This is a genomic window from Luteibacter sp. dw_328 (genome assembly GCF_018449605.1).
Taxonomy (GTDB): domain Bacteria; phylum Pseudomonadota; class Gammaproteobacteria; order Xanthomonadales; family Rhodanobacteraceae; genus Luteibacter.
Genome location: NZ_JAAVUW010000006.1, coordinates 331,218 through 349,575, shown reverse-complemented (window position 1 = coordinate 349,575; position 18,358 = coordinate 331,218). Strand labels below are relative to the sequence as shown.

The 18,358-nt window shown below is 65.8% G+C and carries 17 protein-coding genes; 12 read left to right on the top strand and 5 right to left on the bottom strand.

All coding sequences use genetic code 11. The features are described 5' to 3' along the window. Positions 1–152 precede the first annotated feature (152 nt). Positions 153–1,088, bottom strand: a complete 936-nt coding sequence (locus HB634_RS16565) for an AraC family transcriptional regulator (RefSeq protein ID WP_213949378.1) — start codon at positions 1,086–1,088, stop codon at positions 153–155. Positions 1,089–1,163: 75 nt separating this feature from the next. Here HB634_RS16565 and HB634_RS16560 point away from each other — a divergent pair, with 75 nt between their 5' ends. Together HB634_RS16560 and HB634_RS16555 are read left to right on the top strand one after the other, a co-directional pair. Next, entirely contained in the window at positions 1,164–2,138 is a 975-nt protein-coding gene (locus HB634_RS16560; RefSeq protein WP_213949377.1) for an oxidoreductase, read from the top strand. 176 nt (positions 2,139–2,314) lie between these two features. After that, a complete protein-coding gene (locus tag HB634_RS16555; protein ID WP_063573859.1) occupies positions 2,315–2,584 on the top strand; it encodes a hypothetical protein in 270 nt (89 codons plus the stop codon). On the opposite strand, the gene HB634_RS16550 is transcribed toward HB634_RS16555, so the two are convergent. After that, positions 2,578–3,924, bottom strand: coding sequence for an amidohydrolase family protein (locus HB634_RS16550; protein WP_213949376.1), 1,347 nt, complete (start codon positions 3,922–3,924; stop codon positions 2,578–2,580). The two genes, HB634_RS16555 and HB634_RS16550, sit on opposite strands and share 7 nt — an antisense overlap. 20 nt (positions 3,925–3,944) lie before the next feature. After that, complete coding sequence (locus HB634_RS16545; RefSeq protein ID WP_255548660.1) at positions 3,945–6,101, bottom strand: penicillin acylase family protein; 2,157 nt, start codon at positions 6,099–6,101, stop codon at positions 3,945–3,947. 159 nt (positions 6,102–6,260) lie between these two features. Here HB634_RS16545 and HB634_RS16540 point away from each other — a divergent pair, with 159 nt between their 5' ends. Then, positions 6,261–7,760, top strand: coding sequence for a glycosyltransferase (locus HB634_RS16540; RefSeq protein WP_213949374.1), 1,500 nt, complete (start codon positions 6,261–6,263; stop codon positions 7,758–7,760). Here the strand turns inward: HB634_RS16540 and HB634_RS16535 are convergent. Beyond that, positions 7,757–8,683 carry a M14 family metallocarboxypeptidase gene (locus tag HB634_RS16535; RefSeq protein WP_213949373.1) on the bottom strand — a complete coding sequence of 309 codons (927 nt, stop codon included), beginning with the start codon at positions 8,681–8,683 and terminating at the stop codon, positions 7,757–7,759. The genes HB634_RS16540 and HB634_RS16535 overlap by 4 nt on opposite strands. 91 nt (positions 8,684–8,774) lie before the next feature. Between HB634_RS16535 and HB634_RS16530 the strand changes: the two genes are divergently transcribed. Beyond that, a complete protein-coding gene (locus HB634_RS16530) occupies positions 8,775–9,398 on the top strand; it encodes a phosphatase PAP2 family protein (RefSeq protein ID WP_213949372.1) in 624 nt (207 codons plus the stop codon). Between the two features lie 16 nt (positions 9,399–9,414). Here HB634_RS16530 and HB634_RS16525 read toward each other — a convergent pair whose 3' ends face one another. Then, a complete protein-coding gene (locus HB634_RS16525) occupies positions 9,415–10,278 on the bottom strand; it encodes a YicC/YloC family endoribonuclease (protein ID WP_213949371.1) in 864 nt (287 codons plus the stop codon). A gap of 75 nt (positions 10,279–10,353) precedes the next feature. Here HB634_RS16525 and rph point away from each other — a divergent pair, with 75 nt between their 5' ends. From rph to pepQ, 8 genes are all read left to right on the top strand, one after another. Next, positions 10,354–11,085, top strand: a complete 732-nt coding sequence (gene rph / locus HB634_RS16520; protein ID WP_213949370.1) for a ribonuclease PH — start codon at positions 10,354–10,356, stop codon at positions 11,083–11,085. After that, complete coding sequence (locus HB634_RS16515; RefSeq protein ID WP_213949369.1) at positions 11,082–11,594, top strand: N-acetyltransferase; 513 nt, start codon at positions 11,082–11,084, stop codon at positions 11,592–11,594. Before rph ends, HB634_RS16515 begins: the two co-directional genes overlap by 4 nt. 3 nt (positions 11,595–11,597) lie before the next feature. Further along, positions 11,598–12,191 carry an RdgB/HAM1 family non-canonical purine NTP pyrophosphatase gene (rdgB, locus tag HB634_RS16510; protein WP_213949368.1) on the top strand — a complete coding sequence of 198 codons (594 nt, stop codon included), beginning with the start codon at positions 11,598–11,600 and terminating at the stop codon, positions 12,189–12,191. Then, positions 12,188–13,345: a radical SAM family heme chaperone HemW gene (gene hemW / locus HB634_RS16505; RefSeq protein ID WP_213949367.1), complete on the top strand. Its 1,158-nt coding sequence runs from the start codon at positions 12,188–12,190 to the stop codon at positions 13,343–13,345. Before rdgB ends, hemW begins: the two co-directional genes overlap by 4 nt. 131 nt (positions 13,346–13,476) lie before the next feature. Further along, complete coding sequence (locus HB634_RS16500) at positions 13,477–15,732, top strand: DUF1631 family protein (RefSeq protein WP_213949366.1); 2,256 nt, start codon at positions 13,477–13,479, stop codon at positions 15,730–15,732. Next, complete coding sequence (locus HB634_RS16495; RefSeq protein WP_213949365.1) at positions 15,729–16,076, top strand: PilZ domain-containing protein; 348 nt, start codon at positions 15,729–15,731, stop codon at positions 16,074–16,076. Before HB634_RS16500 ends, HB634_RS16495 begins: the two co-directional genes overlap by 4 nt. Positions 16,077–16,134: 58 nt before the next feature. Next, a complete protein-coding gene (locus tag HB634_RS16490) occupies positions 16,135–16,749 on the top strand; it encodes a hypothetical protein (protein WP_213949364.1) in 615 nt (204 codons plus the stop codon). Between the two features lie 207 nt (positions 16,750–16,956). Continuing rightward, entirely contained in the window at positions 16,957–18,279 is a 1,323-nt protein-coding gene (gene pepQ, locus HB634_RS16485; protein ID WP_213949363.1) for a Xaa-Pro dipeptidase, read from the top strand. Positions 18,280–18,358 lie beyond the last annotated feature (79 nt).

Sequence of the window (18,358 nt, the reverse complement as noted above, 5' to 3'; positions counted from 1 at the left end):
GCGATTGTAGCGAAGTCTCGGTCGGACCGCCTTTCACCAGGCCGTCCGAACCGGCGCCACTTCGCCCCGATACTCTCCATGCCATCCCAAACACACCCTCCCTGTAGGAGCCGATTCATCGGCGAAAACCAGATCGCCCCAGCCCTGGCCTTCTACAACGACACCTCCGCCCCCGCATAACGACTCGGCGAAACCCCGACAATCCGCTTGAACGCATGACTGAAGGCGCTCTCGGACGCGTACCCAAGGTCTCTTGCCAGCACGGCCACAGGAACGTCGCCCTGGCGCAAGGCGCGTTCCGCAAGCCTCATACGCCACCGCGCCAGGTAGGCCAGAGGAGCCACCCCCGCCGCCGCCTTGAACTGGGAAGCGAAGATGGTCCGCGACATCGCCGCCGCACTGGCCAGCTGGTCGAGACGCCAGGGCTTGCCAGGCTCGCCATGCATCATCCGCAGCGCCACGCCCAGGCGAGGATCGGCCGCCGCACGCAACCAACCGGCCTGTAGCGGGCCACCCGCCGACAGGTGGGCGCGGAGAATCTGCACGAACAGAAGGTGGGCCAACTGGGTCCTCGCCATGCCGGAGCCGGGCAGATCGCCACGACTTTCCTCAACCATCCGGTCGAGGATCCAGCGCATGGTCACCGCTTCCGGCGCCGATCCGCGCACGTGGATCATCGGCGGCAGGGCTTCGTGCAGCATCGGCGCGTAGGTCGGATGCAAGCGGACATGGCCGCCGATCTGGAGCATGTCATCGCCCTGGCCCAGCGCCACGATCGGCGTGGTGCGACCGGCGAACACCTCACGTGCGTCGACCGGCGGGAGGGTGAGATCGCTGGCCAGCACGAAGCCGCGCTCGGCGACGAGGAGGACGATGTCGCCCGCTTCCATCCGCACCGTCGCGCCTTCGTCCAGGCGCAGCCAGCACCCGCCTCGCAGCGCGGCGAAAAACTTGAGTTTGTCCGGCGGCGGGAAGCGAATTGCCCAGTCGCCCCCTGCGGTGAAGCCGCCGGAAACCACCGACTCGACATCGGCCAGTCTCAGTACCTCGGAAATCGGATCGTCAGCCATACCCGTACGATTGAGCATGGATGACGGACTTTCAAGCATTCATCGTTCGGATGGCGAGGCCTAACCTTGTCCGGACCCTACGAGGAGATCCCCATGTCCAGCGTCCAGACCCCCATCCATTCCGGCTTCAGCATGGCCAGTACGGCGGACGAGGTGCTCGCCGGTATCGACCTGACCGGCAAGACCGCCATCGTCACCGGCGGTTATTCGGGCATCGGCACCGAGACCAGCCGGGCGCTTCGTGCCGCCGGAGCGCGGGTCATCGTCCCCGCCCGTGACCTGGCCAAGGCCCGGAAGACCCTCGAAGGGATCGACGTCGAGATCGAGCCCATGGACCTCGCCGACCCCGCTTCCATCGACGCCTTCGTCGAGCGCTTCCTCGCCCGTGGCGAGCCCCTGCACATTCTGGTGAACAGCGCCGGTGTCATGGCGATGCCGTTGACCCGAGACGCACGTGGCTACGAAATGCAGTTCGCGACCAACCACCTGGGCCACTTCCAGCTGACGACAGGGCTTTGGCCTGCCTTGAAGCGCGCTCACGGCGCGCGTGTGGTGTCTGTGTCGTCTCGCGGGCACCGGTTTGCCGGCGTGGACTTCGACGATCCCCACTTCGAACGTCGCGAGTACGACCCGTGGATGGCGTACGGCCAGTCGAAGACGGCGAATGTGCTGTTCGCGCTCGGCGTCGACAAACGCGGTGAAGCCGAAGGCATCCGCGCCTTCGCCCTGCATCCCGGTGCGATCATCACCGATCTCATTCGACACATGAGTGAGGACGACCTGCGCGCTCGCGGGGCGATCGACGACGAAGGCCGCCCGGTGGTCGATCTTGCTCGTGGATTCAAGAGCGTGCCGCAGGGCGCGGCGACCAGCGTCTGGTGCGCTACGAGCCCTCAGCTCGACGGCATGGGTGGCGTGTATTGCGAGGACGTCGAGGTGTCGCCTGTCCTGGTCGACGCGGACAACACACCGGGCCGTGTCAGCAACGATGTCGGCGTGCGTCCTTGGGCGATCGACCCGGAGGCGGTGGAACGGCTGTGGACGTTGAGCGAAAAGCTCACGGTGTAACCATCGCTTTACGCTGATCCATCAAGGAAACGACGCGCCGTTAATGCGCAGCGGCGCATCGTTTATTTGCCCCGCGTGAAGGATCCGCGGCGTGCACCCGACCCAATGAAAACCCAGCCTGCGCGGCAGTTCGCGACGGGCGGGAATGCGAGTTCTGCGCGATCCGAGGCATCCCCATGCGCATTGACAATCCCAACGGTTCCTTTGACTCCTATCCGTACCGCGTGCAGTTCGAGACGCTCCGCGATATGGAGAACGCCCGCCGCCACAACTGGTCGCCCGGCTACTACGACACCGCCGAGGGCACCTGGGGGCGCCGTCCCGGCGAATTAATCGACATCCCGCTCGCCGATGGCGAGCCGGGGCCGGACCAGGGCGACCCACCGTCGGATCCCGAGCCGATCGACGTCAAGCCGAGCGGCCGGGAGACGGCCGACGTCTACTGAGACGACGACTGCTGAGGCGACGACTGCTTGTAGATCACACCACCCTTCATGACGAAGGCGACGTGGGCGAGCGTGCCGATGTCCTGCGTGGGGTCGCCCGGCACCGCGATGATGTCGGCGTCGAGGCCTGCTTTCAGCTGGCCGATGCGATCCTGCTGGCGCAGCACCTTCGCGTCGACAGCGGTGGCAGCGAGGAGTGCGCGCACGGGAGACATGCCGTCGCGCACCATCCAGGCGAGCTCCTTGTAGTTGTCGCCGTGGGTGAAGACGCCGACGTCGCTGCCGTTGCCGATGGTCACGCCGGCATCGAGCGCGAGCTTGAATGCGTGTGCCGCCTTCTGCATGGATTCGGTCGGCGGATCGCCCGGCTTCCAGCCGCCGAAGTATTCCGACGTGGCCGCGCTGGCTTCGAGCGTGGGCATGTACGCGACGCCGTGCTGCTTCATCAGCGCGAAGACGTCCGGCGTGCCGTCGTAGCCGTGCTCGATGGTGTCGACGCCGACCATGACCGAGCGACGCATGCCTTCGGCCGTCGTCGAGTGCACGGCTACCGGCAGGCCCATGCCATGCGCAGCGTCCACCGCCGCCTTCAGTTCCTCTTCGGTGAACGTCGGCACGGAGCCCTTCGCCTTGCCGCAGTGGTAATCGGCGTAGAGCTTGATCCAGTCCGCGCCGTGCGCCGCCTGGTCACGCACGGCATCCAGCATCTGCGCCGGCCCGCTCACCGGGATGCCGCCCTGCGGAATGTCCATGTCGTCGCGGAATCCAAGCGGGCCGGGCCCATAACAATGGGCGGCGATCGTGGCCCGCGTGGCGACGAAAAGATGCGGCCCAGGGATCACGCCTTTATCGATGGCCCGCTGCACGTCGACATCGGCGTAGCCCGCGCCTTCGGTGCCAAGATCGCGAAGGGCGGTGAAGCCGGCCATGAGTGTGTCGTTGGCGTGCTTCACGGCTTCCACGGTGCGGAAGGCGAGCGTCTCTTTCATCACCTGGTCGTTCCAGGGTGTCTCGTTATACGGGTGCAGGAAGATGTGCGAGTGCGCGTCGATGAGGCCAGGGAGAATGGTCGTGCCGGGCAGGTCGATGGTCTGGGTACCGGGCGGCGCGGCGACCTTCCCGGCTGGCCCGACATCGAGAATCTTGTCGCCCTGGACGAGCACCACCCAGCCTGCATGGGTCTGTTCGCTGCGTGCGTCGAAGACGCGATCGCCCTTGATCAGCCAGGGGTGGTCCGCCGGCTTTGACGTGGCCGATGGCTCTGCCGCGAACGAACCGCAGGCCATCGTCATGCAACCTGCGAATGCAAACGCCCTGCCCCACCCCGCCAACTTAGCCATGCCGCCCCCTGATCGATTCATCACTGTCCCGGATGATAGGTCCGTTCGATGTGCCCCTGCCGTTCCTCGGGCCAGAAGTACACCGTCCGCAGATTGCCGGTGGTGTAACGCTCCGCTTCATCGTTGAAGTGCGGCGAATCGGGGTGCCCGCTTTCTCCGCCCGCCGTGATCGCACGCGCATGCACCTTGTCGCCGAACTCCACGACGGCCACGAAGCTGTTGCCGCTGGTGCCGTAATAGCGCTTCGTCCCCAGCCAGCGATGGGCGCCGAACGAAGCCAGCGAGCCCCACCGCGACGACGTGAACGGCACCGGGATACTCGGCTTCGCATCGTCGAAGGGCTGCACGATGGCACCGTCAACGCGCTGAAAACGATTCACCTCGCCCCAGGGAACGCCCCAGCTACCGAAGTCATGCTCGAGACGGTCGGTGGCCTCGACCAGGGCATTCAGGCGCACCTGCGGACCGGCCTTCTCCGCCATCCTGTCGTAGACCGACAGCCCCTCCTCCGAATCCAGCTTGCTGGCCTTGTCCCAGAGAATGTCGCCCCAGAAGACGGCCAGCGAGGTCGGTATGGAGGCAATACCCCAGCGGTAATCCCAGGTCCGCAGCAAGCCGATGGGTCCGGCGAGCTTCTGCTTCAGCGGGTCGCCTGCGGGCAACGCGTCGTAGTCGGCAATGAGGATGGGCAGCTGCCGCGCGAACGCCGGCAGGTAAGAATCGAACGCGGCATCGATCAGCGAGGCAAGCGTGAAGTCACGACGCCCGGCGAGCACGCGCGTCGCGTGCAGGCCACGGGGATTCTCGCCCACCGCATCCATGTATCGCGGAAAGTCGGCCTGCTTCGGGCTGTCGGGACCTGCCGCCGAGTACGGCCAGTCGTTGGTGTTGAATATCCAGCCGGTGGGCGGATTGAACAGACGCGGCGCCTTGTCCAGCGGCAGCAGTCCCTGCCAGTCCGTCGCCGGATCGCTGCCATCGACCGGCTTCGTATAGTCGAACCGGTCGTCGCGCTTCGGAATGAACTGCGGATGCAGGTAGGCGATGTTGCCCTTGTCGTCTGCGTAGATCGTGTTGTTCGACGAGTTCGCCTTGAGCTCGGCTACCTTCATATACGCCGCGTAGTCGTTGGCCTTGGTGCGAAGCCAGCTCTGCTGCAGTGCCTCGAGTGGCTTGTTCATCAGGGCGATGGCGATCCACCTGTCGCCCTCTGTGCGCACGACCGGACCATGGTGCGTCGCATAGACCGTGAAGGTGCGTGCGGCGCGCGTGCCGTCCACCGCGCGATATGGCACGACGATCTCGCGCGAGGTCACGGCACGCAGTTCCTTGCCGTAGCGGTAGAACGGCTTGCCATCCTTCTGCACGATGGCCTCGGCGAATTCATCGACGACATCGGCACCGGTGGAGGTGTGCATCCAGCCGACGTGCTTGTTGAAACCCTGGTAGATGAAGAACTGTCCCCAGGTAACCGCACCATACGCATCGAGGCCTTCGTCGCTCGACATCTGCAGTTCGGAACGGAAGAAGAACGAGGTGTGCGGATTGATAAGCAGCAGCGCGTGTCCGTTCGCGGTGAGTTTCGGTGCGATGGCGATGCCGTTCGAGCCAGTCGGCTCCTCCCAACTGGAAGGCGGCGTGAACTGTGCGAGAGCGCCTTCCGGATCCTTGCCGTAGAAGGCCTGCAATCCCTTCGTCGACACCCTCTCGATATCCCCGCCGATACTGCCTTCGCTGAAGCTCAGCGCCATCCACGGTTCGAAGTGGGCAATCACACGCGGATGCACATCCGGATGCGTCGCGAGGTAGTAATTCAGTCCATCGGCCCAGGCATCCATCAACGCGACCAGCCAGCGAGGGCTTCGCGCATACATCGCCTTGAGTTGCGCCGGGTCGATGAAAAGCTTCTGGCGCAGGTCCTGCCAGATCGCCGACTCACCCTCAGCCTCGGCCGTTCTGCCGAGTGAGGTCAGGTAATTGGTCTCGACGCGATTGAAGTCGTCTTCCGCCTGGGTATAGGCCATGCCGAACACGGCGTCGGCATCCGTGTGGCCGTGCACATGGGCGATACCCCAGTCATCGCGCTGGACGGTCACGGCCTGGGCTTCGTGCACCCATCGGACGGCGTCGTCCGCGGCGTGTGCACCTCCACCAAGAAGGGCGAGCACCACGAACATGGACCATGGCAGGCGACGTGCGCGCATCCGATCTCCCCAGTAACCGACATGGACGCGCCCTGAAGCGCGCGACACCGGAGTATAGCCAAGCCCCGAGTGCGAAACTTCTCACGAGGATCGCCCGCCGGTCGCCTCGCCGTCCGCTTGCCTGAAGCGATGATGAAAGCAACGCCGTTGCTGTCGCACTGCTTCGAATGGCTTGCGAGACCTCGCCTTGCGCATACCTTTGCTTTTGCTTACACGCTCGTTTCGCCCGATGTCCGCGTCTATCAGTGTCAGACACATCGACATCGACAACATTTCCGACGAAAGTCACGCGCCACGAAACCTGCACGAAACCTATCCCGCGTAGTGTCGACTCGCCAAGCTGTAAACGGCGGAGTCATTCGCAACCAAGGGCTCAGCGCAGGCGAGCAGAAGTGCGATCCGGCCGCACTCACCCCCTCAAGATATCGCGGACTCCCTATGCGCATTCATTACGTAGTTACGAGCCTTGAAGGCGGCGGCGCCGAATTCATCATTCCGGACATCGCCAAGGTGATCATGGATCTCGGCCATGAAATTCATGTCTTCGCGCTCAAGCCTCGCGATCGCCTGACCGAGCCGAGGCTGATCGAGGCGGGCGTTCCCTATACGCTTCTGTCCGACCACGAGGCCTCGAAGTTCGGCAGCATCTACAGATATGCCAAAGCGGTGCGTGCATCCCGACCCGACGTGATATGGACCTCGCTGAGCCAGGCGACGCGAGTGGGTCAGGTCGTTGCCGGGATGTTCGGTATTCCTGTCGTGAGTTGGAAGCACAGCTCCGACGCGAAGGCGCACATCCGCCGAAACCAGCGCCGCTGCAAGTTATGGATTGCCGACTCGCGCGACGTCGCGCTCTACCTCGAAGATTCGATGGGCGTCGAGAAAGACAGGATAGCGATCTGGCCGGTGTTCAATCCCGCCTCTCCGACGACACCGATCCCACGCTGGGATGGAACGGGCCCGCTCCGGATTGGCAGCACCGGCCGCCTTCATCCGCAGAAGAACTACGACCTTCTCATTCGCGCGGTGGATCGCATCCGCAGCGACGATCCGCACATCTACGATCGGCTCGACGTATCGATTGCGGGCGACGGACCGCTTCGCGACGATCTGCAGAACCTTATTACGTCGCTCGCCTTGCAGGACAAGGTCAGGCTGGTCGGCTGGGTTTCCGACATTCCTGCCTACCTGCAAAGCCTGCACCTGTACGTTCAGCCTTCCGTTTACGAGGGCATGTGCATCGGGGCGCATGAGGCCATGGCGGCAGGTTTACCGATCGTCGCGACGCCGGTGGGCGAGCTGCGCCGAAGTGTCCAGCCCGGTCGAACCGGCGCGCTGCTCGGAGGCGATATCGTCAGCGGCATCGGCGCGGCGATACGGGGCTTCATCGCGCGCCCGGAGATGCTGAAAGTCTTCGGCGAGAACGCGAGGGAGTATGTGGAACGCACGATGGGCGCGGGGGCATTTGCTGCGAACGGAGCCGAAGTAGTGCGCCGGATCGAGCATGACGTACTGAAAGGGCGTGTCAGGCCTGCCGCCGCCCGTGCGATCGAGCCCGATGTCGCATCGCGCTCCCGGGCGAGGAGCGACGCGACCGGCCGGCGGCCTCCCGTTGTCACCGGAACGGATTAGCCTTCCGGATACGCCAGGGCGTAATCGAACGCCGCCCGCACCGCCGCCACCTGTGCATCGTTGCACTGCTGCGGTGTAGCGCGAGGACTGTCCGGATAGACCTCGGTCGTCGTGACGTAACGCGCATTGGTGATGCCAGCGCACAGACCCAGCTTCTTCAGGTCGTATTCGATGACGCCGTGCGCAACGACCGGTGATCCGATGATCTCACCGTGCTCATCCGCAGGCGCGATATGGGTGACCTTCGCCACGGCTTCGATAACCGTCTCCTGGAACTCTGGCTGGCGATTGAACGAATCGTCTACGAGGTAAAATCCGTCCGGAATCTCGCCGGGCTCGTATTCCTTGCCATCACGCGCCGCGACCGCCGGGCGGAATTCCGACTCGTCCGAGTCGGTGGTTTCATGCAGGTCGATATGCACGAGCACCTTATTGGCAAGTGGTGCCAGAAGACCTACCAACGCTGCCGATTCGGCGGCCGGACTGTCTTCGCGAAAATTGCGGTTCGGATCGATGGCGTCCGGATTCCAGCGCTGGACGCGCTCGTAGGCCCAGGGGCTGACGCACGGCAGCACCAGCACATTGGCGCGGCCGGCATAGTCGTCGGCGTGGTCGCGTACGAACTGAAGCGCACCCTCGACACCGCTGGTCTCGTACCCATGCACGCCGCCCGTTACCAGTAGAACGGGAAGGTCATCGCGCCATTCCCGGCTCCGGATCGCGAGCAAGGGATACTGCCCTTCCACGTAATCCAGCACGCCGTAACCACTGACGTCGAAGCGGTGACGCAGCGCGTCGATTGCTGTCACGACATCGTCGGCGTAGCTACGGCTTTTTACCTGGCGCGAACGCCAGCCGGCGACTTCGGGAGCGCCCCAGGGTTGCCCGGGCGTGCCAATGGGGTAGGACTGTGATGTGGTCATGGGCCGGATAATAGATCAGGTATCCGTAAGCTTGTATGCCTAGACTCCTGTTAAGTCGGCGTGTCAGCCGACTTCTCGGGGAGACGGGGCCATGGCACTGAAAACGTGGGTATTCCTGTTCACATTGACCGCATCCGCCTCCGCAACCGCCGGCGGTGGGCCACTAGGGATCGATCATCGTCTCCATTACGACAACAGCGGTATATGGAAACGAAGCAACCAGAAGATCCTCGCGGGCGCGACTGCCGTAACGGTTTTCGGCGGCGCCCTGCTACTGGGCGACAACAGCGAGTTTGGCGACACGCTCTGGCGCTCGGTGGATTCGGTGGTCCTGGCCAGTGCGACGACGGACGTGCTCAAGCTGGGCTTCCGGCGACAACGTCCTTCCGAGACGGATGACCCGGACAAGTTCTTTTCCAGTGGAAAGAAGAACAACAGCTTCCCGAGCGGCGAAGTGACCCTCATCTCGGCGGCCGTCACGCCGTTCATCGTCCGCTACGGCGAAGACAACCCCATGGTCTACGCCCTCGCCCTGCTTCCTGCCTACGACATGGTCGCGCGCATGAAGACCCGGGGTCACTGGCAAACCGACGTACTCGCGGGCGCGGCGATCGGCACCGGCTTCGGCATCTGGTCTTCACGCCGGAACTCGCCCTTCATCCTCAGCATGTTGCCGGGCGGCTTCCAGGTGGGGTTCGTGCACCGCTTCGACTAGAAGCGGCTCCCGATCGTTACTCGATGTTCTGAACCTGCTCGCGCATCTGCTCGATCAGCACCTTCAGTTCGACGGCGGCATTGGTCGTACGCGAATCCACGGACTTCGAACCCAGCGTATTGGCCTCGCGGTTGAACTCCTGCATGAGGAAGTCCAGGCGGCGACCCACGGGCTCCTTCAGCGCCAGCACGCGGCGGGCTTCCGAGATGTGCGTGGCCAGGCGGTCGAGTTCCTCGTCCACGTCGATGCGGGTGATCTGAAGCACGAGCTCCTGCTCGAGGCGACCTGGCTCCACGGGCTGGCGCATATCGGCCAACCGGCCTTCGAGGCGTGCGCGCAGGGCGGCCTGGATCTCGGGCAGCCATCCACGTACATCGCCGACAATCTTCTCGATGCCGTTCAGGCGTTCGACCAGCAGCTCGCCCAGCTTGGTGCCTTCGCGGCCCCGGGTGTCGTTGAGGGCGACCAGCGCCCGGTCGAGCACCTCGATCAGGGCGACCTGGAGGGCGTCGGCATCCGTTTCCGCCTGGCGCAGCACGCCGGGGAAACGGAGCAGGTCGGTGAAATCGATTGACATGCGCGGGAAGCGCTGCTCGAGGTCCAGCGCCAGCTCGGAGAGCCGGGCGAGCATCTGGGCGTTGACCTGCAGGCCATCGCTGGCCCCGGATTCGCTGCGCAGGCGCACCGTGAGATCGACTTTGCCGCGGGACAGATGGGCACCGATCCGCTCGCGCAGGGCGCTTTCGAAGCTGCGCAGCTCCTCGGGCAGCCGGGGGCTGATCTCGAGGTAGCGGTGATTCACGGTGCGCAGTTCGCAGGTGAGGGTGCCGGAGGGGCCAGCGCTCTCGGCGGAGGCGTACGCGGTCATGCTGCGGATCATGGATGGCTCGCTTACGCGGCGGGGAAGACCGCAATGGTAAACTGACCCACCGTCCGCGCCCAAATCAGGTTATCCATGACTTTTTCCCGTCCGAGCGGCCGCGCCGCCGACCAGCTGCGCGCCGTCAGCATCGAACGTCACTACACCCGCCATGCGGAAGGGTCCGTTCTGGTGTCCTTCGGGGACACCAAGGTGCTGTGCACCGCCTCGGTCGAAGAGCGCGTCCCACCGTGGCTGCGCGGCAAGGGTGAGGGCTGGGTCACGGCCGAGTACGGCATGCTGCCCCGCGCCACCACGGACCGCACCCAGCGCGAAGCCGCCCGAGGTGGCCAGGGCGGCCGCACCATGGAGATCCAGCGCCTGATCGGCCGCTCCCTCCGTGCCTGCGTGGACCGCGCTGCCCTCGGCGAGCGGGTCATCACGCTCGATTGCGACGTGATCCAGGCCGATGGCGGCACCCGCACGGCAGCCATCACGGGCGCCTATGTGGCGCTCGTGGATGCCGTATCCACGCTGACCAAGCGCAACGCCATCAAGCGCAATCCCATCCTCGGTGCCATCGCGGCGGTTTCCGTCGGCATCTATAACGGCGTGCCTGTGCTCGACCTCGACTACGCCGAGGACTCCAACTGCGATACCGACATGAACGTCGTCATGAACGATGGTGGTGGCTTCATCGAAGTGCAGGGCACGGCCGAAGGCCACGCCTTCCGTCGTGAGGAAATGGACGCGCTGATGGACCTGGCCGCCAAGGGCATCAACGATCTGGTCATCGCCCAGCGCGCTGCCTTGGAGAGCATGCCGTGACAGACGTTCGCCCCGCCACGGCCGCCGATCTGGACGCCATCGTCGAGATCCATCGCGTCGCTTTCGGGCGCGATGCCGAGGCCGACCTGGTCCGCCGGCTGGTCGCGGCTGGTCGCGCTTCGATTTCACTGGTCGCCGTGGATGAGGAAGACACCGTGGTCGGCCACGTGCTGTTCTCCCCCGTGACGATCGAAGAAGGCGACGACGGCAAGTCGCTCGGCCTGGCGCCGGTCGCGGTGCATCCGGACCATCAGCGCCAGGGCATCGGCCATGACCTGGTGGAAGAAGGGATCGGGGCCTGCTTCGTGCAGGATGCGCGCGCGGTCTTCGTTCTCGGCTCGCCCGCTTATTACACCCAGTTCGGCTTCGCCAAGGCCTCCGCGCACGACCTGCGCGATGCCTACGAAGGCGGCAATGCCTTCCAGGTGCTGCCGCTTACGATCGATGGCCTGACCGGCTATCGCGGACGCGTGGACTACGCGCCTGAATTCGCGGCCGAGGGGCTCTGAGCGATGCGCCTCGTACTGGCTTCAGGTAATGCGGGCAAGGTGGTCGAGCTGGAACAACTGCTCGCCGGCAGCGGTGTGCAGCTCGTGCCGCAGACGGCGCTGGGCGTCAGCGACGCCGAGGAAACCGGGCTGACCTTCGTCGAGAACGCACTGATCAAGGCGCGCCACGCGGCGCGCGTGACAGGTATGCCCGCGCTGGCCGACGACTCGGGCATCTGCGTGGATTTCCTGGGCGGCGCGCCCGGTCTCTATGCCGCTCGCTATGCGGGCAAGCACGGCGACAGCGCAGCGAACAATGCCAAACTGCTGCACGAGCTCGCCGGCGTGCCGACGGAAAAACGCGGTGCGTATTTTATCGCCGTGCTGGTGGTGCTCCGCCACGCCGATGATCCGGCGCCGCTCATCGCCGAAGGACGCTGGCCCGGCCGCATCCTCGAAGCGCCGCGAGGCGAAGGCGGTTTCGGTTACGACCCGTTGTTCCTTCCCGCCGGTCACGACCTAGGCGCCGCCGAGCTGGATCCCGCCCTTAAAAATCGCCTGAGCCATCGCGGCCAGGCGCTCGAGGTGCTCAAGGCGCGCTTCGCCGAGCTGTCATGATTCTCGTCCCGCCGCCGCTGTCGTTATACGTCCACATGCCTTGGTGCGTGCGCAAATGCCCGTACTGCGACTTCAATTCGCATGGTGTCCGCGGTACGCCCGCCTATGCCGAGTATGTGGACGTGTTGCTGGCGGATCTCGATGCCGACCTGCGCGATTTCGGCGAGGCCATCGGCGGGCGTCCGGTCGAGACCGTCTTCTTTGGTGGCGGCACGCCGAGCCTGTTCGCGCCCGAGCTGGTCGGCCGCTTTCTCGACGGCGCCCGGCGACGGTTGGCCTTCGCCACCCACGCGGAAATCACCCTGGAGACGAATCCCGGCACGGTCGAACACGGGCGTTTCGACGGCTATCTCGCCGCCGGCGTGAACCGCATTTCGTTCGGCGTGCAGAGCTTCGACAACGACAAACTGCATCGCCTGGGTCGTATCCACTCCGCCCACGAGGCGGAAGATGCCGTGCGACAGGCCAGGGACGCCGGCATCGACAACATCAATATCGACCTGATGTATGCCTTGCCGGAACAGACGCTCGAGGGCGCGCTCGACGACGTGCGGCGGGCCATGGCGCTGGTGCCAACGCATATCTCGCATTACCAGCTCACGCTGGAACCGAACACGGCCTTCGCCGCGAATCCTCCCCCGCTACCCGACGACGACGCGGCGTGGGCGATCCAGGAGGCATGTGAAGCGAGCCTGGCCGAGGGCGGTTACGGCCAGTACGAAGTCTCAGCCTATGCGGCGCCCGGTCGCCGATGCGCGCACAACCTGAATTACTGGCGTTTCGGCGACTACCTCGGTATCGGCGCCGGAGCCCACGGCAAGATCACGGACGCCACCGGCGTCCATCGCCGCTGGAAGACCCGCCTGCCCGCGGCTTACCTCGCCTCCTCCGGTCAACCAGGCCGGATCGGTGGCGATAACCTCGTCGGCACGGACGACCTGCCTTTCGAGTACATGCTCAATGCTCTGCGCCTGATCGATGGCGTGCCCGCGGCGGACTTCACCGAGCGGACGGGCCTGTCCGCGGAGGCGATCGCTCCGGCCCGGGCCGCCTCCATCGCACGTGGCTGGCTGGTCGACGATCCGGCCGTGCTGCGGACCACGGCGCTGGGCCAACGCTTCCTCAACAACGTGATCGAAGCGTTCATGAGCTGATTGCTGCCGTTTCCGCCCCTAGTCCATCCGCTCTAAGCCGTAAGCCGACCGGCATCCCGCTGGCGCCCATAGGGTTCGGACGCCTAAACTCGGCATCAGGCAGGGGAGAAACCAACTAGATGAGCACAGGAATGCAGCCCCCACACGGCAGAATGGGTCAGGCCCCCATTGCTTTGTCGCCACGCGCGGAGCGCGAGGCGCAGCAGGGTCTGTCGCTGTGCCTGACGTGGCTGGACATGCCCCTGCGTGAATCCCTGCGCGATTTCAACCAGCGCCTGTTCGCCACGGCCGAGAACACCCGTAATCACCTCGAGCAGCAGGAATGTTTCGAAAGCCGGAACATCGTCGAGCGTGAGGGGCCGGCATTTCGCCAACGCTTTGCCGCGCACCTGTCCGAGCGCTTCCGTCATCTGGGCGAAAACGTCGACGGTAAATCCGCCACGGGCGAACACCTCGGCCTGGGCATGAACCTGAGCCTGGTGGATCCCGAAGAGCAGGAGCAGACGGATGCGCTGAGCAGCATGGCCGCACGCGGTGAAGCGCGTAGCGCCAGCAGCCTGTTCGAACTGGGTTACCGCATGGCCGTGCTTGCGGGTACCCCGCCGCTGGAAGGTGAGGCGTTGCCGGCTGGTCCGCGTGCGCTCACCGCTGCCCTGGAGGCGGCGGTCGCACCGTTGCCGTTGACCAGTGCGCATCGGTTATTGCTGTTCCACGCCGTCGACACCCATGTGCTCGGCCATAGCGAAGCGTTTTACGGCGCGCTCAACGAGCATTACCGGACGCGCGGCATCCTTCCCGGTTTCCGCGTCTACCCGAACGTTCGCGTCTCCGCGCCACCGGCGGCGGAGCGTCGCGGGCGGCCGGGAGACGCATCGGCGCCGGCGGCCACCACGGGCAGCAGTGTCCAGGGCGGCACGGGCGCGGGCGGCAGCAGTCACGAAGCCGCACCGGTCAGCGCCACCAGTGAAGGTCACATCGGCGTGCTCGAAAGCCTGCGCGACCTGCTGGCCAGCCGCGTGGCCACCCAGGGTCGCGGTGCCGGCTTCGCGCCCGACCGGCTGGTCTCCGAGGACGAGTTGCAGACCGCGCTCTTCGCCTTGCAGGGCCATGTCTCCGAAGTCGCCGACGCCGCACACAGGGAGATCCGCAGCGCCCAGGCGTTGCGCGACGAACTGCTCAGCCAGCTCAATCGTGGCCGGCCCGTCGGCTCGCCGCCCGCCGAACTCACCCTCGAGCAGGGCGATACGGTGGAACTGACGGCCATGCTGTTCCAGAACCTCGGCCAGCAACTCGGCACCGCGAGCCCGGGTCGCGCCGTGCTCGGCGGCCTCCAGTGGCCGATGCTCCGAGCGGCCGTGAACGACCGCGGCTTCTTCGACCGCCCTGAACATCCGGCACGCCAGCTGCTCGATACCGTCAGCGAGGCCGCTCACCACTGGCTCGATCCGGCCGAAGGCGAACCGGACGCGGCACTGATCGATCGGCTCGAACGCCTGGTGGTCGAGGCCAGCCACGCCCAGGTGATCGATCCCGCCTGGCGTTCGGAGATCGAGCAACAGATCACCCAGCTGTCGCGCAAGGCACACGTGGCCGAGCGCCGGCAGATCGAAGCGATGGAAGGTCGCGACCGCCTGGAGCGCGCGCGCCAGCGCGCCGCCGAGATCATGGGCGAGCGACTTGGCAGCGGTGCGGCGCCACGCGGTGTCCTGCGCATCCTGCTGGAACGGACCTGGGCGGACGTGCTCGCCCTGCACATTCTTCGTGGCGGCGAGACGGGCGAAGCCTTCCTCCACTGCCTGGGTGTGACCGATCAGCTCCTTGGGCGCCGCCCTATCGCCGACGTGCAGAAGCTGCGCGTGGAGGTGGAACGTGGTCTCGAACACCTGGGCATGCATCCCTCCGAAGCCGCCCAGGTGGCTGCCGGCCTGTTCGAAAGCCCGGCCACGCAGACCGACGATGCACTCACCCCGACCGATGTCGCCCTGCGCCTGAAACAGCGCCCGAGGCTGGGCGAAGGCACGGCTCACGGCGAGCCGGTGAAGCCGGTCGAACCAACGCCGCTCGATTCCGCCGCGCGGGCCGTGTACGACGGCTTCGTCACGCTGCGCTTCGGCACCTGGTTCGAGTTCGTCCACGAGGACGGCAACCTCAGCCGGCGCAAGCTGGCCTGGTTCTCACCCACCACCGGGCGTTGCCTGTTCGTCAACCAACGCGGTAGCCGCACCGACGATATCGACCTCACGCGCCTGGCCCGCCTTATCGCGACGGGCGAGGCTCGCGAATGGCGGGAACAGCGCATGTCCTTCATCGATCGCGCCTGGCAGGCCGTGGCGCGCAGCCTGCGCCGTGACGGGCTGCACGAAGCACGCATGGCAGGCCACGCATGAGCCGCGAATTCGAACAACGCCGCGCGCCGCGCAAGCGGGTCACCTCGCCCATGCCCATCGTGGACGGCATGACCGAGCGGGTGATCGGCCAACTCGGCAATCTTTCCGCCACCGGCATGATGGTGCTGGCGACGCAGGCCCCACGTAGCGGCGCCGTGCATCAGGTGAGCTTCACCCTGCCGGACGCCCAGCACCGCGAACACCGGGTCGAGATCGGTATCCAGGAGCAGTGGCACGAACCCGCCGCTTCCGCCGGGCAATTCTGGGCTGGCTACCGCATCGTGGCGGCCAGCGACGACGACGTTCGCGCTATCGACGAATGGATCGGTCCGCCGCCGGACTGAACGGGAGGTCGCGACCATGCTTTACGACGCACCGCACAGGGGATCACCATCGCCCACCATGAGCGATGCCACTACTATTTTGGTCGACACCGACCTTGAACGCGACGACGCCGCGGCCGCCGCGACCGGCCTTTACCTGCGGCTGGTCGGCGACGGCACGATCTCGTCGGTCTACGAAGTGGAAAGCGAGCCGCGTTTTCGCGTGCTCGACGAACGCCTGACCGAGGAAACCGGCGTCTATGCCATCGGCCTGCATGCCAGCAGCCACCGCTGGCGGGACGATGAACACGGCGGTTCGCATCTGATCGAGGGCGGCCCGGAAAACGGCATTTTCTGCCGCTACGACGGCAGTTTCACCATCCGCTGCCCGGAATGCCGTCAGCCCCTGGCCCCGGGTGACGAGGGCAGCGAAGCGCTGGAAGAAGCCCTCGCGGTGTGGTGCGACGCGCCCAACTCCGCCTACGTAGCCTGCCCGGGTTGCGCCGCCTGGACGCCGCTCACGCTGTGGCGCTCCCCCGCCCATGATTTCGCCGTGGGCCACTTCGCCATCACCCTGTACGGCGCGCATCTGCGCAGCCTGACCGACGGCGACCACGACCACTCCGCCACCCTGCTGCGCCAGCGCCTGGGCGACGTGGCCGGCGATTTCGCCGTGGTCTACGCCAAGGCGTAGTGCCGCCGGGCCCCGGCACCGCCGCCAGGGGCCGTGGCGCCGCCGCTCGACCCCTGTAGGAGCCGATTCATCGGCGATCCCGCGGCAGCAGGCCAGGTCGCCGCGAGCACCCATCGCCGATGAATCGGCTCCTGCCAAGGCTTGGCTACCGGGTCGTCGAGGCGCACCATTGGCGTTTGCCCCATTCCCCTGCCCCGGAGATCGACGATGAACGACGCGCTGGCCGCGCTCTACCCGCAGCACCTCGCCACCCTGCGTGAGCGCACCGACACCGCGCTGGCGCGCGGCGGTTTCGACCACCTTGTCGTCCCGGCCGGCCGACCGATCACCAAGTTCCTGGACGACCAGGACTACCCCTTTATCGCCAATCCTCATTTCAAGCACTGGCTGCCGCTGGTCGACGCGCCGGGCAGCTGGCTGGTCTACACGCCGGGCGAGAAGCCCAAGCTGATCTTCCTGCAGCCGCGCGATTACTGGCACGTGGTGCCGGAGGCACCGTCGGGCTACTGGGTCGATCATTTCGACATCGTCGTCGTGCGCAAGCCGGCCGATGCGATCGCCGAACTGCCGCAGTCGCTCGCCCGCTCGGCGATCATCGGCGACCAGTACTGCGCGCTGGACGAGGTCTGCGCGAACAATCCGCCGGCGGTGATAGACCACCTGCACTATCACCGCGCGTTCAAGACGCCCTACGAAATCGAACTGATGCGCGAAGCCAGCCGCCGCGGCACGCGGGGTCACCGCGCAGCCGAGCAGGCGTTCCGCAACGGCGAGAGCGAACTCGGCATTCACTTCGCCTACCTGAAGGCCGTCGGCCAGATCGATGCGGAACTGCCGTATGCCAGCATCGTCGGACTCAACGAGCACGGTGCCGTGCTGCATTACACCAACTTCGATCGCAAGGCGCCGGCCGAAAGCCGCTCCTTCCTGATCGACGCGGGCGCGAGTGCCTCCGGCTACGCGAGCGACATCACGCGTACGTATGCCGGCAAGAACTTCGGTGAGTTCCAGGCGCTGATCGATTCGGTCGATGCGGCAGAGCAGTCGTTCGTGTCGAAGGTGCGCGCAGGCCAGAGCTACCCCGAACTGCACGTGCATGCCCACCACGTGCTGGCCGGCGTGCTGCGCGAACATGGCTTCATTCGCATGAGCGCGGAAAGTGCCGTCGAGTCCGGCGTCTCCTCCGCGTTCTTCCCGCACGGCCTCGGCCACGGCATCGGCCTGCAGGTGCACGACGTGGCCGGCTTCGCCGCCGGCGAAACCGGTGGCACCATCGCCAAGCCGGAGGGCCATCCCTACCTGCGCCTCACGCGCAACCTCGAGGCCGGCATGGTGGTCACCATCGAGCCGGGCATCTACTTCATCGACATGCTGCTGGCCGAGCTGAAGAACAAGCCGTTCTCCAACGACATCGACTGGGCCAAGGTCGACGCGTTTCGCAAGTACGGCGGCATCCGCATCGAAGACGACGTGGTTTGCACCACCGATGAGCCCGAGAACCTGACGCGCGATGCCTTCGCGCTAATCTGACGCTGCCTGCCGTCGCTTCTGTAGGAGCCGATTCATCGGCGATTGGGTGCTCGCTGCACACTGCCCCGCTGCCGCGGGA